Source organism: Pseudomonas salomonii, from assembly GCF_900107155.1.
GTDB lineage: Bacteria > Pseudomonadota > Gammaproteobacteria > Pseudomonadales > Pseudomonadaceae > Aquipseudomonas > Aquipseudomonas salomonii.
In genome coordinates this window covers 431,697-446,296 of sequence record NZ_FNOX01000002.1, presented here as the reverse complement: position 1 = coordinate 446,296, position 14,600 = coordinate 431,697, and the positions used below count along the sequence as shown (strand labels likewise).

Below are 14,600 nucleotides of genomic sequence, written 5' to 3'. Positions count from 1 at the left end.
CGATGGATCTTCGGCATCTTCGGCATCTTCGCTGCTTCCTGGCCGGAGCCGAAGAATTCCACTTCGCCCGTGCGGCGGAGCAACTGCACATTGAGCAATCGCCGCTGTCTCGGGCCATCAAAGAGCTCTAAGAAGAACTGGGCGTGGTGCTGTTCGCACGCACAACACGCAGCACACGCCTGACGTTTGCGGGCAAGCTTTTTATTGAGCATGTGCCGCGTGTCTTCTCTGTCTTGCAGCAAGCCCGTGACAGCGTGAAGGCCGCAGCCAACGGCTTCCATAGTCGATCGCGCATTGCCCTGTCCGACGGCATCACGCCCTCGCGACTTCCGGCTTTGCTGGCGCTTTGTCGGCAGGAAGAACCCGAGGTCGAAATCCGCTTCTTCGAGGTGCCGCTGTCGCAGCAGATCAAAGGGCTGCACGGCGACCTGTACGATGCGGGCTTTGCACGTGCCGATGAAGTCGGCGAGCCGCGTGCAGGTCGTGTGGAACCGCATCATCCTGCCGGACACGTCTTCACTCACGCGGGACAAACTAGCCGGTCCCGATCCGGCCGGCTATGCCGGCCTGGAGGATGGCGTCGATTGGCACTGGGGACGCATCCTAGCGGGTGCCGCGCTGTCCACCATATTGGGCGTAGGCTCCGAGCTGGCAGTCTCGAAACAAGGCAATGTCAATGGCAATACCGTCATCGCGTTCTGGGATAGCGCGCAGGACACGGCCAATCAGGTTGGCCGGGAGTTCACACGCCGCAACCTCAACATCCAGCCGACGCTGACCGAGCGGTCCGGCCTGCCGGTAAGCATCATCGTCAACCGGGATCTGGTGATTCGACCGTATCAGTCGTTGTTCTTCTACCGTGTGACTTCACAATGAGCGCGACCAAGAAGCTGCGGCTGGGGCCATTGCCGAAAACCGAGAACATCAAGCTTACGTTCGGATGTCCGGTCACGCTCAAGGCCAACCTCGACCGCTATGCCGCGCTGCACGCGTAGACCTACGGCGAAGCGGTCGATGCCACGGGGGCCAGCTCCGAAACCGCGCTGACGAAGCCTGTTACTACTATCGGTCACCGCATGGCGAACGCGCGGCTCAAGGGCTGCGCGTTTAATTTCTGCGGCAAGGAGAGGATGAGATAATCCTTGAACGGTCGCCTTATCGCTCGCCATGGCGCGATGAGGTTTGCTGCCGCGATGCTCTTATGGACTCCTAGGCCATAGAGTCGGAAGTCCTGAAAAAAACCTCCATCCGGTCTAACCGTTGCCCTGTATAGGCTTCTGATGCGATCTGCATTCAATCAGAACGCTTGATACAGGCCATTTTTTAATGGCCGGAATACGGTGGCAGTCAGTGGAATTAAGAAATGAAAAAATGAAGAGGGGGCCTGGTGGGGCGCCAGGCGAGGAAGAGAAAAGCCACCTTAGGCGGTCTGACGCAGTCGACAAGCTTCTCGCAAAACTTGATTTAACTGCGCCCTGATCCGCCAACCAACCCTTGTCGTGGCCTGGGTCGGAACATGCTGGCACGCATCCGCGCACAAAGGGTGCCCAGTGTTTCCCCGGCGGGCTCCGGGACTGAATGCGATCGCCGTAGCGGATGACCGCTGCTACCTGGCAGAGGCAACAGTGGTCATCCGCCACATTGATCCGGTCGAGCACAAAGCGGGAATGAAATTCCGCAGAAGAGAAGGCCCCGAACTCTAGGAGTCCGACCGAGCTGCCCGGAGCGAATCGGTCTTGGGTCGCCGTAAGCGATGATCCTGAGGCACTACAGCAGAGGGGGTGGGAGGACGTCAAGCCAGTGTGCTAAGAGGTTATTTGCTACTGAGATGAGCGGCCAGCTGTTCGACGGTCGTCAGGATAAAGGCACGGTCGCTTTCTTGCAGGCCGCTCAGCAGGCCCGCGATCATCTGGCCCTGGTCGTTGGGGCGACTGCTCGACTCCGTCAGCAGTTCATCCATCCGGCAGTCGAAGATGTCCGCCAGTTGCATCAGCTTGACCACGGAAAGCTCCACCACACCGCGCTCAAGGCGGGAAATGGCTTCGCTGCCGATCCCCAGGCGTTCAGCCACCTCTTCCTGGGTCAGATTACGCTGAGTGCGGTGTTTCGCGATCATGCGCCCGATTTGGGCTTGGGTTGGATGTTTATGTGCCAAGTGATCAGTTCTCCAATTCAACCCGAATGGTTGAGCAAAGACCCGTTGACATGAACATCCTTAACGGTTGAGTATCGACTTATATGGTTGCTATATTGACTGAAATAGCTGTTTGTCGCGACGTGACGTCTGTTCCTCCAGGAACAGAGCCCGTAGTGACCAGTGAGACTGAGCGGTTCGATAGGACCAAATGGAGGAAAGGTTGAGCATGGATGAGCAGCGCGAGAACGTCATGGACCTGATCTGGGATCGAACACTGGAGCTGTTCATCAAAATCCATGACTGCCCTGATAACCCCGAACACCGCAACAGCCTTGTTCTTTGGCTTAACGAAGATCCTGCTCACCTGAAAGCGTTCAACGAACTGGGGCAGATATGGATAGCGACAGGCATCGCCTTGGCCCGTGAAATCGGACAACCGCTCGGCGACTTGGAGAAGGACCAGCCGCCGTTGATGATGCACTGACAACACCCCCGAGGTTCATGTGCGCGCCAATGGTGCCTCATGAACGACGCGTCCCTTTGCTGATCGGCACAGTGCCTTTGCAATCCGGGTAGTAGGAACATGACCAGAACGGTCCTGATTTTCCCTTTCGCCTGAGCATTGAGGCACTGCAATTGGGGCAAGCCGGCACGTCTTCGATCGGTACCGATAAAGTAAGCGCTCCGCAGTTCGCGATCAGCTGCGTAATCCAGTGCGCCTGCTTGGCAACGAATGCATCCAAGGTCAGACGTCCCGCTTCGATTTCATCCAGAGCCTGCTCCCAGATCGCTGTCATACCCGGATCGGCGACTGCTGCGGGTACCGCTTCGATCAGGGTATGGGCCGCTGCGGAGGCCGTTAAGGCACGTTTTTTCTTCAACAAATAACCCCGATCAATCAACCCCTTGATGATGCCGGCTCGCGTGGCTTCAGTGCCGATACCGGTGGTGTCCCGAAGTTTCTGTTTCAGACGCGGGTCGTTGACCAGCTTGGCCACATTTTTCATCGCCCTGATCAGATCACCCTCGGTGAGCGGTTTGGGAGCGGCGGTGCGCATGGACTTGAGTTCGACGTCGTCCACTGCGCACTGGCTACCCTGTTGTAGGGCGGGCAACACCTGGGTCTTTTGACCGGGTTTATCGTCTTCGGGGTTGTCGGAGAGTAAGCCTTTCCAGCCCAAAACCAGGATCTGTTTGCCAACAGCGGTTAATCGTTCTTCGCCACACTCCAGTTCAACCTGGGTCCGATCAAACTCGTGATGCGGCAAAAATTGCGCGAGGTAGTGGCTACGAATCAATTCGTAGACCTGGCGCTCTTGTTCAGACATCCGCCCAAGGTTCGCCGGCTCGGTGGTGGGGATGATGGCGTGGTGAGCGGTGATCTTGGCATCATTCCATGCTCGTGAGCGCAATGATTGATCGACGCTTGCGAGCGCTGGGCGTAACGCGGGATCCATTCTGAGCAGGGCATCGAATACTGCGGCTACCTCGTTGAACATGCTCTCTGGCAAATAACGGCAATCGCTGCGCGGATAGCTGGTGGCTTTGTGGGTTTCATACAAGGCTTGGGCGATGTTCAGGGTTTCCTGAGCGCCGAGTCCCAACTTGCGTGAACAGACTTCTTGCAGTGTGCTCAGGTCGAAAGGCTGGGGTGGCGCTTCGCGCAAATGCTCAGTCTGCAGCGAGACTACGGTGGCGGTCTTGCTGCCAGAAATCGCTTGGACGGTCTGACTGGCAAGCGCCTGCTGCAGGCAGCGACCGGCTTCGTCACGTCCTGAGCTTGGCGGTATCCACGACGCGATGAAGGGTTGCCCCATTGAAGACAGGTGCACAACCACCACCCAGTACGGCACAGAGACGAAGCTGGCAATCGCGCGGTCTCGTTCAACTACCAAGCGCAAAGTGGGTGTTTGGACGCGTCCAACCGACAGCACGCCGTCATAGCCCGCCCGCCGTCCTAGGAGGGTAAACAAACGACTGAGGTTCATACCAATCAACCAATCGGCGCGGCTGCGGGCGAGGGCTGAGTGATAGAGCGGGAGGGTCTCCTGACTAGACTTCAGCGAGGACAGTGCTTTGCGAATCGACGCCTCGTTGAGTGCCGATAACCAGAGGCGCTCAACAGAACCACGATAGTTGCAGAGCTCTAGTAACTCGCGGGCGATCATTTCACCTTCGCGATCGGCGTCGGTGGCGATGACGACGGTGGTAGCTTCGCTGAGCAGCTGTTTGATGATTTTGAACTGCGCGACAGTTTTGGGTTTGACCTCAACCCTCCACTGCACGGGAATGATCGGTAGATGATCCAACGACCAGGTTTTGTACTGATCGCCATAGACTTCAGGTGGGGCCGTTTCCAGCAGGTGACCGATACACCAGGTGACGGTTGTCTCGCGTCCGATCAAGCAACCATCGCCACGTCGGCTGGCTCCGAGAACCTTGGCGATGTCACGACCTTGGGAGGGTTTCTCGCAGAGAAAGAGACGCATAGAACTGCTCCGGGTTGAGTTCGGAGCAGCGTTGTTGGAAACAGCAGTGCCGAGCTATGAGAAACCTGAATAGCAGGTTCCTCATATTAGTCGGTGAGGGCAGTCTTGATTGGGGGCGAGGCTGCTACCTTGTCGTGACGTGGACGACAGTGCTTCACGAGCAGCGAGTAATGACAGGCCAGGAACTTCGCGCAAAGGCGCAATTTTTATGCCTCAAGTCAGTCATGCCGATGGTGGCTGCCCTCTGCGCTTTTTGGACTTCGACGCAGGCGAGCTGGCCTGGTCTGTAGCCTGCCCAACGGGAGCCGCAGACGAGGCTGATTCACTTGAGCGCTCCCGCATGACCACATTCTGCACGCGATGAGGCAGGATGCCGACACGACGCGCCTCGATCTTGAAGGTGACCCGGGCATTGTCTTCACTGTCCTCCCACTCATCGCGCACGGTGCGGCCCTCTACCAACACGCGCATGCCTTTCTGGTACAGCGTGCTCCAGTGTTCAGCCTCGCGGTGCCAGAGCTCGACCGGCGCCCAATAGCCGCCTCGATCCTCATAGCTGCCATCGCGTGGCACGTGGTTGTCGAAGTACACATTCAGGCGCAGCAAACGCCGTGGCTCGTCATTGCCTGATGGGAACTCCTGGAACTCTGGCGCACTACCGATGTTGCCTTCGCCGACGAAAAAAGTACTCATCGTGATATCTCCGCTGCTGGTGTGAACTGGCGCAGCAGCCGTTCGGCGCTGGCCATTTTGATTGCGCAGGTTGAAGCCTGACGGTAGAGCGAATGCACCACGCTCATCTGCAAGTTCAGTGCGATACGCTCGCATTCGAAACGGTGCAATCCCTTGCGTACGGCTTGGGGCAAGGCCTTGTTGGAGACCTGGCGTTCCCAGACCGCAACGCCCATACGGGCGAAGTCGCGGGTGCGCCATCGCAAATAGGTGCTACCCGCACTGGTGTTCTGCAGCACCAGTCGAATATCCAGCAGTGAGTAAGGGGGCTGTCCGGCTTGCTGCACCACAGCTTCCATCACGCGACGTAACTGCGCCTCGATTTCCCTCGCCACCTGCGCCAGGTATTCCAGCTCCCCCTTACCCTTAAAGGGTTTTAAAAGGCCTTTTAGGGAGGCAGCGTGTTCGAGCTGTCGATAGGCATCCGGTGTGAGTGTTTCGAGGGGCATTGGTTGAGTCGGGATGAGGTGCCTCATACTTCGTCCTCCGGCTCATCGACTGTCGCAGAAGGCTCTACCGCGTTCTCCGTCAACGCGTCAGCGTCATCCACCGCCACAGCACCACGACGAATGATTGGCGGCGCGAACTGGGAGCGGCGATGCCCCTCAAGGATGTCAGTAGGGGGCAAACCCATTCTCTCGATTGCCGCCAGAGCACGAGCGTTGTTCGCCGCCATGTCATCACGGGTGACGCCAGCATGCCGATAGCGCTGCGCCTGACCGAACAGGCTGCGCAGCAGGTGGGCGCCGTCGTCGATCCAGGCTTCCATGTCCCGGCGACCGACCAAGGCGGTGTGATGGGCCAACAGGGTATGTCGCACCAAGGTGTCGTAGTCAGTCAGCAGGTAAACGGCGAGGAAGCCCAGTTGGCTGCCGATGTACAACGGCAAGGTGACGGGATGGATGTTGAGGTTGTCGCCCATGTCGATCTGCGTCGGCAGCTCTTGTCTGATCCGGTCCAACTGCTGGGTCAGTTCCAGCATCCCAGCCTTGGCATGTATCAATTTTTCTTCGAGCTGCACGATCGCCCAGTCGGCATAGGGGTCGTCCTGCGCTGCGGCCTGTTTGATCAGGTTGGTGACGCTGATGTAGCCGGCCATGCCCATGATCGAGTGGACGCCTTCGCGTGCGGTTCGACCTTGCCAGATTCGGGCGGCATGGTGGGTGTGCAGTGTCAGGGTGATGCTGCTGCGCAATGAGCCCAGGTTGAGCTGATAGTGATCGGCCACGGTGTCGTCCTCGCATAGGCTTGGACGGGAACGTTGCGACAGACGAAGGTAAAGGACAGCCGAAAAGCTGAATGCGGTGTGTTCGATTTGGTTCGAAACGATTGATTTTCGAGACGCTCGTCCGTGATGCCAGTGGCATCAAATCTACTGACGTCCAGGGCGTTTGCTGCGCAGCTGGCGTAGTTCATCCAGGCACGCTTGGGCGAGGGCAGAGGCAGGTTCGCCCTTTTTCCTAAGCTGGCGCGGCGGAGCGGGTGGCGGTTCTGCAATGGGTAACGATTCAGCATGACCTGCCCAAGGGCGAAAATCGCCTTTCAGCGCCCGCTGGATCAGGCCCATCAGATACGCCGCCGGTTTGCGGACGCTTCCTGCCGCACACCGCGCGCCCGCTTCGTTGAGCACCGCCTGCCGATCCGCGGGTTTAAGCTTGGTCAGCGCCACGATGACGGCCTGCCGCTCGCTCGGACTCAGGTGCAGCGGATCAGGCCAGTGCAGGTTATCCACTGCTGGGGTCGCGCGCGGTACCGTACTAATACTTTCTTTTAATACAGTACGGGCGGCATTCGGATTCCGAACGCTGCCGAAAACATTGGAGTTCGAACTCAGTTCGGATTCCGAACTAGGCCCCGCACGATTCCGAACGAGGTGGTCGCCACCCCGTTCGGAATCGTGTAACGCTTCATCGGGCGCCTTATCCAATCCTTGTTTTGTCCAATGGTCGCCCCAACTGTCGAGCCGGGTGGGGAGCTGACCCAGATCGATATCGGTATCTTGGCGGATTTCTTCCATTACATGCTGAGCGACAATCCGCACAGCCTTGGTTGCATGGGAGAGGGCATGGCCGACCAGCTCCAGATAGTCCTGATCCAGCTCCATGGCTTCGGCGGGGGTTAACGGCTCATCGTGCAGGACGTACAGAGAACCTTGCAGGCGCCCGCTCAGCTGATCGCGGCCACGACTCACCAAGCTAAGCCAGCGCGTCAACCTGAGCATCGTCAGGACGCGAGCGATGGTCTCGCGGGAGGCTGACGCACCGTAGGGCACGCTCGACAGGTAAGGTTGAAGATCTTCATAGCGCGGTGTGACTACGCCCTGGCCTTGCAGCATGAGTCGAAATACTTGCCAGGCATTCCGTTCCAATGGCGTCAGCCGACTATCCAGCAGCAGCCGACGCGGCACTACTTCGTGAGATTGGCCACTGAAAAGAAAGCCAGTCTGTAGAGCCTGGTTGGAGGGCGGTTCAGTGGTAGGGCGCGCGGGCCAACGTTCACTTAATTGCTGGGTGCATTGCTGCAGAACACGCTGCCAGCGACTGGAAGCGGCAGTGTTCATGTTCCGTTGCTGTAATGGTCGATCTGCTGCCAAACGATGGTCAAGCTGATCTGTTGCTCCTCTGCCAACATCATCATGGCGTCGAGCTGATCCTCAGCACCGTCCTCAGCGCGTAGTTGGCACCAACGCTGCCAGAGCGCATGTTCCTGCGCTTCGCTCAAGTTCTGAGGGCGGCCCTTACGGGTTTCTATCTTGAGCAGACGTCGGCGCAGGGCGGTTTCCGAATGCGCCAAGCCGAAGTACTGATACATGATGGTACTGCTGGCACCGAGCTTGAGCGCTCGGTTGATCAGGCGCTCGTTCTGTTCGTCACGTTCGGCTTGGTCGATCAACCGATGCAACACCGGCGAATCAATCTTGACCTCAACCCAGGGGACGGTGGCATGGGCCAGGCGTGACAATGTGGTCGGTGGTAATGATTGCAGCAGGTAGATGTCCTCTTCACCCAGTCCGAGTGCTTTGCAGCGTTGTAGATTACCCAGGCGCAGCTCGTGAAGGACCTGGGTCAGCATGGCCTGGTTGAGCACATTGAAGGACAGGTTCATGGCAGCTCCCTTGGCGAATCGTCTTCATGGGTAAGCGTTAAGTCGATCAGGCGCCGGGCTAAGCGAACGAGGCGATACAGTTTGATTAACAGATAGTCGGGCAGTCGCTCCAGTCCTACGTCCACGGTGGGACGATCGGCCAGCGGGAGTTGATAGACCCCCAATAGCAGTTGCCCGAACAGGGCTGAGGGCAATTGCTTGCGATCCTCCCAGTTCACTTCGTCTTGGGCACGCAGCAGGGCCAAGAGCATTAGGTGAACGCCGGCCGCACGAGGCGCTGCAAGATCAAGTTGCTCGATGCTGAGGGCGTAGCCCAGGCCATGCTTCTGGTCGATGATGCTCTCGGGATGTCCGGCATAGGCCGCCATTTCCCGAGCCAGTCCGGCAATGGCTAAACGCAGTTGTTGGGGGGTATCCAGTGTGGGTGCGATGATCCAGATGTCGTCGATCGGGCTGGTTTCGACGGTCTGTGCTGTTTCGGGGGCAGCGGCGCGATCAATCTGTTCGCGGATCTGCTGGACACGTGACGGAGGGCTGGCTGCTGATACCAGGGTCGTTTCGGGCAGCGTGAGCTGCTCCTCTCGCTCTGTTCCGGTCTGCGTCCTGGTATCAGTTGATTTGGAATGCGGCTCGGAAGGGGGAGGCTCGGCCGCGGGCTCATCGACGCTCGGCAGAAGGTTGTTCTGCGGGGGCGTGACGACCATGCCGGGCGTCTGGATAACTCGTTGGGTTTCGCCCAACTCCAGGGCCAACATGCGGTAGGACTGTCCGAGTAAGCGACTCATGCGTTCGAGCAGTTCATCCTGGATTCGCTCAAGGTCGAAGGACTCTGGGTCGTCATCAAATTGCCCTAGGGTGTCGAGCCAAAGCTCGGGAAAAGCGATGGCGTTGGTTGGATGACGATTCCAGGTTCGTTCAGCCTGGCTACGCAGACCGATCAGGCGTTCTATTTTGGGTTTCCCCAACCCGGCATACAGGGTTTGTGGAATGGCGGGCAATAAATGTTCAAGAGTGTCCAGCATCCGGCTGATGTGCGACTGTGAAATGGGGTAGCCCCCACCAGCTAGGCGTCGCGCCAGCTCACGTTGTGAGAGTGTTGCGCCATCTGATTCAAGCATGGTCTTGAGTTTGGCCACTGCCTGAGCACGCTCGATGAAGGTGAGCTGACCGTGCAGATCGCTTTCGGCCAGATGGCCGAGGAGGGCGCTGATTTCATCGGTCCAGGGACGGAACAGGCAATGGATGCGGAAGAAACGCTCGTCGCGGGTTTCCTGCCACAGCTCGCCGAGAATCGCCAAGCGCGTATTGCCGCCGTTGCGGATGATGAAGTGGGTTTCACCCGGGCGGCGGGTAATCGGCGGCGGTTGATCCAGTCCGCGTTCACGGATCGAGGCTTTTATATCGTCATAAAGCGGATTGCGGATGAAGCGTGGGTTGTGTTCGTAGGGCCGTAACTGCTCCAGCGTGACCAGCATGGGGGTGTCGATGACTGGATCGGACAGTCGCTCCAGTTCTGGACCCCGAGGAAAATGGTCCTGGTGCAGTTTGTCGGTGATCTCCTCCTGATTGAGCTTCTTCATTTGAACAGCCTCAGTTAATGCCGGTTACGCAAATGGTCACCGACCTCGAATTTAACGATCTCGGCTGTTCCCCTACCTTCGAAATACCGAGACAATTCCGCGAGAAACCGCCCCATGGCCGAGCGCCCACGCGGCAAGCGAAAAACCACGGTGCAGTATTCCTCGCTAGGTGGATGATCTTGTCGTATGGATGGCTGAACGACGATGGGAAACTGATCAAACATCAAAAGACTCCTCGCCAAACGCTGTTGGCCTCAAGGTTGAACAAACAAGATGATTTGGCGCGAAATACCGTCTCCGGAATCTGCCTTATCGAACCTCTGCGTATCTACTCACCTTAGAAATCGCCTCGCGCCATTCAGGAAACAACTCGATGGCCAGCGCTTGCATGGTTTGCAGCGCTGATTGCGATCGTCGTTCACGTGGCTGGCGAGTCTCGATTCGGTGGGCTGGTAGACCAAGGGAGGCGGCATTGAGGTAAGCCACTCGGTCTGGAACTGCGGTTTCTAGAACTGAGATGTTGGGAGCCCCAGCGAAGGCCTCGTGCAGGCCACGGATGATCATTCGTGTGTCTACTCGGATGCTATTTACCTGGTTCAGCAGCAGTCGCAACGGTGGCAGCGTAATACCCAGGTGACGAAATGGTTGGAGTTCACTGAATAGCCTCAAAGTGCCGCGGCGTAGTTCGCGGGCAGCTAGCATTTCCGGTGTGATGGGAGAGAGGGCGATATCGCAGGCGAGGATGGCCATCTCCAACAGCACGCTACGTGCGCCTTGGGTGTCAATCAAAAGCAGGTCATAACGGGGGCGAAAATCGTCTAGCAAATTGCGTAGCCGTAATCGCCCGTCAGGGGCGTGCAGTAGTAATGTGCTCAACTGGCCTTGAGCGTCGTTGGAGATGATGAGGTCGAGCCCTGCAATCACGGTCTTGGAAACAATCTGTGCAGGCGTTGTTAAGTTGAGTGCAATGAGCTCGTACGCGCCAGCGACAGCTTTCTGGCTCAAGGCGTAATAGCTGGAGAGGGTGGGTTGGCTATCCAGATCGAGTAGCAGGACGCGTAGACCAGCATCCGCCAGCAGACCGCCGAGATTGGCGGCGACTGTGGTTTTGCCTACGCCACCTTTCGTGGAGACCACCGATAGCACACGCATAGCATCAAGCCTGTTGGCCTAAGCGCTCAGCGACCCACTGCTCGATTTCCAGCGAGTCCCAACCTACTGCGCGCATTCCAATGCGCTTAGCCTGAGGGAATTTACCTTCCTTCATCAAGTTGTAGATGTGCGCACGCTTGAAGCCGGTTTTTCGCTCCACTTCGTCACGCCGCATGATGTGGCGTTGGGGTTGAGGCGCTTCAACTGAGGGGACAGATTGGCTGGACATGCTAGTCACTCCTAGCGCCAATTGGCGCGTGTTGGGAAGTGACAGGGATTGAATCGCACAAGGCGGGATGAGTCATTGCATTGCAATCGAACCTATTGCAACGCAATTGACTCGATCAGTTATTTTTTTTGAGGCTACGATTGGCCACGGCAAACTTTTCATCCAGCGTGCGCTTGCTGAGGCCGGGCACATCTTTGTGACGGGCGATAATGGCATCAACGATGGCTGCTTGATTCGTGAATACCGAAAGAGGTTTTCCAGCGGGCGAATGGTCCAACAGAAGGCTGACCAATGCCCCTATGATGTTGAGATAGGTCAGTTCGCTGCGCTCGCTGAGTTGACCATTCGTTTTGGCCAAGGCTTTGAGATCATCTCTTTCAAGTCCAATTGACTGGAGCTCTCCCAAGATTTCTTGAATGCGATGCTGTTGCGCTTGGAACGCTCTCGATAACTCATCTCGATCTGCTTTCAAGGAGAGAAAAGTTCCTAGACTGACCTTTGCAGGCGCATCTTCACCAGACTCGAATAAGAAACTGGGCTTGTGGTCGGGGTAATGAATCTCCATCCAACGGCGTAAGTCCGAATGGCGGATGGTCAGCTGATAGGGCTCTACATAGCTTCCCAAAGGAACAGAAATACCGAGGCAGCCGTACGGCAGTTCACCGTTGCGTATGGCGTCTAAAATCCTTTCGAAAGCGATGTGAAGATTGGGCCATTGGGGAAATAGGACTGCAAGATTCTCGGGGCGAGACCAGTCCGCCTGGACTATTTGGGCTTCGTAGCGAGTGAGATTGCACCAGCGTAATGCCGCGTCTATAGGGCGATAGAAGCTTCTGCTATGAGGATTGAAAACAACAATGGTCATAACGTGGCGGACCTCCATTTCTAATGGATAGGCCTCTCACCGACTGCCTATCAATCATAACTAACTACTCACGCTAGATGTTCCGAGGTTTACAAAATCGGCGAGGTCACTCCATTTAGCAAGTTGTTTTCCGATATATAAAGATGCAATAGGCATTGCAAGTTAATCCAAGATACGGCTGATGAGCCTAATATTCGAATACGGTTCCGCGTCGCGCATTACCGTTTACTCACGGCTGAGCGTTTGCCGCCTGCGACAAAGTTTGGCTCTGGTCGTCGTAATGACGTGGCGCTGAGCCTACCCCATCATCGTGCTCAACCGCGCAGGCACACACTTCAGCAGCGGCAAAATAGCGATGAGGGCTTCCTCGCAAAAAGGGTCGCAACTCCATGGTTGAGCTGTCCGATTAAACTCAGTATTTCTGATTCATAGACCTCTCTTCCTTGCCGGAGAAGGTCTTCCTTCGGCGCACATAGGCGGCCTGCGGCGTCCATCAAGTGTTCGGAACCTTCAGGCCTGACCGGCAGCATCATTAGGTTACGGACTAACAGTTCATGTCGAGTCGGTGCCGCAATGACCAACGAGTCTTGCGAAAGTTGTTCGGCAACAGTGTCATTATTGATCCCGGCGGTGTATGCAAATCCAGCCGTGAAGCCGCCTTAGCGTAAATCCCGCAACTGCTCGGCCAACGTAACCTCGGTCAGCCTTCTTTCATTTCCCGGTTCCTTATTCATGACAATGGGCCAGAAACGCGGACTGTTGTGGGCGACCGCGGCATCGGACAATACGATTCGCAGGTTGCTCCGTAAACCGGCCGCGATGGCCTTGGCATTCTCTCGGGCCTGTTCCAATAGTCTCGGCGGGCCTTGCAAGAAAGCGGCGCCAGTTGCGGTTGGCTGAACTGCTCTACGATCCCGATCGAAGGGCCCCCCCAAAAAAAAATCATCCTCAAGCTCCTTGATAGTCTGCGAAAAAGGGGGCTGTTCGATATGGAGGCGTTCGGCGGCCCGCGTGAAGTGCAGCTCTTCGGCCAAGACACCGAAACAGCGCAGATGGCGCAGATGGCGCAGTTCCATCGTTCAGCTCCCATAATGCTGCCGGGCCTTCAGCGAGAGCTGACTCGGCTGCGTGCCAGCTCCGGGTGCCGGCGCAGGTTTAGCCACTGCACCAGGACTCCAAGCACGGCCACTGCACCCGCACTACTGGCCAAGGCTCCCGCAGGCCATTGTTGAAGCAGCAGCACCCCGCCCAGCGCCGCACCGATGGCGCTGCCTAAGTACAACGCCGACTCGTTAAGTGCCACGGCCAGATTGCCGTCGCCTTGGCGCTCGCGCGCCTTGATCAGCTCATTGTTCTGCGGCACCTGCAGGGCCCATCCCACCGCGCCCCAGGCAGCGATCGGAAGCATCACCAACCAAGCACCCATTGACGCCGTCACTGGGAGCAGGAACAGCGCTGCAGCCAGGATGATCATAATCCACAGGGTCAGCACCGGGCCTTTGACACGATCCACCAGCGGACCGATGAGAAAGCTGCCAAGCACGCCTCCAGCGCCCCATACCCACAGGTAAGGTGTCACCGATCGAGCGGCGCTCGGGCTTGCAGCCAGCAACGGCGATATGAAGGTGTACATACCCAGGCTGGCGACTGCCGCCAGCAGTGATACCAGCAGGAGCGAGGCCACGTGACCATCCGTCAGCAGAGCCAGCTTGGCCTTGAGTGGCGTGGCCGCTGGGGCTGGAAACACAGGTAGCCTCAGCGCCAGTCCCACCAGGGAGATAGCGCCCAAGGCGGCGACCAGCCATAGGGCCGAGGCCCAGCCGAGACGCTCGGCCAACAGCAGGCTTAGCGGCACACCCAGCACGGTGCCGCTGGCCATCCCCCCCATGATCACTGCGATCGCTTTGCCCCGCTGGTTCGGCGGTGACAACGCCGCCGAGGCAGCAATTCCCATCGCAAGGTATACGCCGGCGCCAATACCGGCCAAGGCGCGGAAGACCAGCAGCGCATTGAAGTCGGTCGCCAAGGCACTGGCTGCGTTGGCGAGCACAAACAATCCGAGTGCGAACAGCAAACCACCTCGCTGCCGACTAGCAGGCAGCAGCGCGACGAACAGAGGCGAGCCTAGACCGTAGGCCAGGGTGAAAGCGGTCACCAGTTGCGCCGCGAGCGCGACGGGTACCGCGAAGGCTGCTTCGATCATGGGAATCAGGCCAGCGGTAACGTACGAGGCCATGCCCAAAGCGAAGGCACCTAGGGCGACAAGGTAGACTGGGGATTGCGCAGGACGCGACATGGGAAGCTCCTAAAA

14 protein-coding genes and 3 pseudogenes are annotated in these 14,600 nt (G+C 57.8%); 4 read left to right on the top strand and 13 right to left on the bottom strand.

Annotation, left to right across the window (positions count from 1 at the left end):
• Positions 1-2: 2 nt before the first annotated feature.
• The 3 pseudogenes from BLV67_RS06050 to BLV67_RS06040 all read left to right on the top strand — a co-directional run.
• Positions 3-470: pseudogene (locus tag BLV67_RS06050) on the top strand (LysR family transcriptional regulator); the annotation flags it as partial.
• Positions 469-876 (top strand): annotated as a pseudogene (locus tag BLV67_RS06045) (TraB/TrbI/VirB10 family type IV secretion system protein); the annotation flags it as partial. The pseudogenes BLV67_RS06050 and BLV67_RS06045, both read left to right, overlap by 2 nt.
• Positions 873-992 (top strand): annotated as a pseudogene (locus BLV67_RS06040) (DUF2274 domain-containing protein); the annotation flags it as partial. The pseudogenes BLV67_RS06045 and BLV67_RS06040, both read left to right, overlap by 4 nt.
• Positions 993-1,813: 821 nt before the next feature.
• Here the strand turns inward: BLV67_RS06040 and BLV67_RS06035 are convergent.
• On the bottom strand, positions 1,814-2,155 hold the full coding sequence (locus tag BLV67_RS06035) for a helix-turn-helix domain-containing protein (RefSeq protein WP_027912505.1): 342 nt from the start codon (positions 2,153-2,155) through the stop codon (positions 1,814-1,816).
• A 208-nt stretch (positions 2,156-2,363) separates the two neighbouring features.
• Here BLV67_RS06035 and BLV67_RS06030 point away from each other — a divergent pair, with 208 nt between their 5' ends.
• The gene (locus tag BLV67_RS06030; RefSeq protein WP_069787899.1) at positions 2,364-2,621 is read left to right on the top strand and encodes a hypothetical protein; all 258 of its coding nucleotides are present in this window, start codon (positions 2,364-2,366) and stop codon (positions 2,619-2,621) included.
• A 37-nt stretch (positions 2,622-2,658) separates the two neighbouring features.
• Here BLV67_RS06030 and BLV67_RS06025 read toward each other — a convergent pair whose 3' ends face one another.
• The 12 genes from BLV67_RS06025 to BLV67_RS05965 form a co-directional block, all read right to left on the bottom strand.
• The gene (locus BLV67_RS06025; RefSeq protein WP_069787739.1) at positions 2,659-4,626 is read right to left on the bottom strand and encodes a DNA topoisomerase III; all 1,968 of its coding nucleotides are present in this window, start codon (positions 4,624-4,626) and stop codon (positions 2,659-2,661) included.
• 222 nt (positions 4,627-4,848) lie between these two features.
• Positions 4,849-5,319 (bottom strand): single-stranded DNA-binding protein, encoded by a 471-nt coding sequence (locus tag BLV67_RS06020; protein ID WP_069787738.1) that lies wholly within the window; start codon positions 5,317-5,319, stop codon positions 4,849-4,851.
• Entirely contained in the window at positions 5,316-5,834 is a 519-nt protein-coding gene (locus BLV67_RS06015) for a DUF3158 family protein (protein WP_069787737.1), read from the bottom strand. Before BLV67_RS06015 ends, BLV67_RS06020 begins: the two co-directional genes overlap by 4 nt.
• Positions 5,831-6,586 carry a PFL_4669 family integrating conjugative element protein gene (locus BLV67_RS06010; protein ID WP_069787736.1) on the bottom strand — a complete coding sequence of 252 codons (756 nt, stop codon included), beginning with the start codon at positions 6,584-6,586 and terminating at the stop codon, positions 5,831-5,833. The genes BLV67_RS06015 and BLV67_RS06010 overlap by 4 nt, the downstream gene beginning before the upstream one ends.
• A gap of 144 nt (positions 6,587-6,730) precedes the next feature.
• Positions 6,731-7,918, bottom strand: a complete 1,188-nt coding sequence (locus tag BLV67_RS06005) for an STY4528 family pathogenicity island replication protein (RefSeq protein ID WP_069787735.1) — start codon at positions 7,916-7,918, stop codon at positions 6,731-6,733.
• Positions 7,915-8,463 (bottom strand): DUF2857 domain-containing protein, encoded by a 549-nt coding sequence (locus BLV67_RS06000; protein ID WP_068934431.1) that lies wholly within the window; start codon positions 8,461-8,463, stop codon positions 7,915-7,917. Before BLV67_RS06000 ends, BLV67_RS06005 begins: the two co-directional genes overlap by 4 nt.
• A complete protein-coding gene (locus tag BLV67_RS05995) occupies positions 8,460-10,043 on the bottom strand; it encodes a ParB family protein (RefSeq protein WP_069787734.1) in 1,584 nt (527 codons plus the stop codon). The genes BLV67_RS06000 and BLV67_RS05995 overlap by 4 nt, the downstream gene beginning before the upstream one ends.
• A gap of 309 nt (positions 10,044-10,352) precedes the next feature.
• The gene (locus BLV67_RS05985; protein ID WP_069787733.1) at positions 10,353-11,195 is read right to left on the bottom strand and encodes a ParA family protein; all 843 of its coding nucleotides are present in this window, start codon (positions 11,193-11,195) and stop codon (positions 10,353-10,355) included.
• A 4-nt stretch (positions 11,196-11,199) separates the two neighbouring features.
• Complete coding sequence (locus BLV67_RS05980) at positions 11,200-11,424, bottom strand: AlpA family transcriptional regulator (protein ID WP_069787732.1); 225 nt, start codon at positions 11,422-11,424, stop codon at positions 11,200-11,202.
• 115 nt (positions 11,425-11,539) lie between these two features.
• Entirely contained in the window at positions 11,540-12,289 is a 750-nt protein-coding gene (locus BLV67_RS05975; RefSeq protein WP_069787731.1) for a hypothetical protein, read from the bottom strand.
• 659 nt (positions 12,290-12,948) lie between these two features.
• A complete protein-coding gene (locus BLV67_RS33105; protein WP_069787730.1) occupies positions 12,949-13,365 on the bottom strand; it encodes a LysR family transcriptional regulator in 417 nt (138 codons plus the stop codon).
• A 29-nt stretch (positions 13,366-13,394) separates the two neighbouring features.
• Entirely contained in the window at positions 13,395-14,585 is a 1,191-nt protein-coding gene (locus BLV67_RS05965) for an MFS transporter (RefSeq protein ID WP_069787729.1), read from the bottom strand.
• Positions 14,586-14,600: the final 15 nt, after the last annotated feature.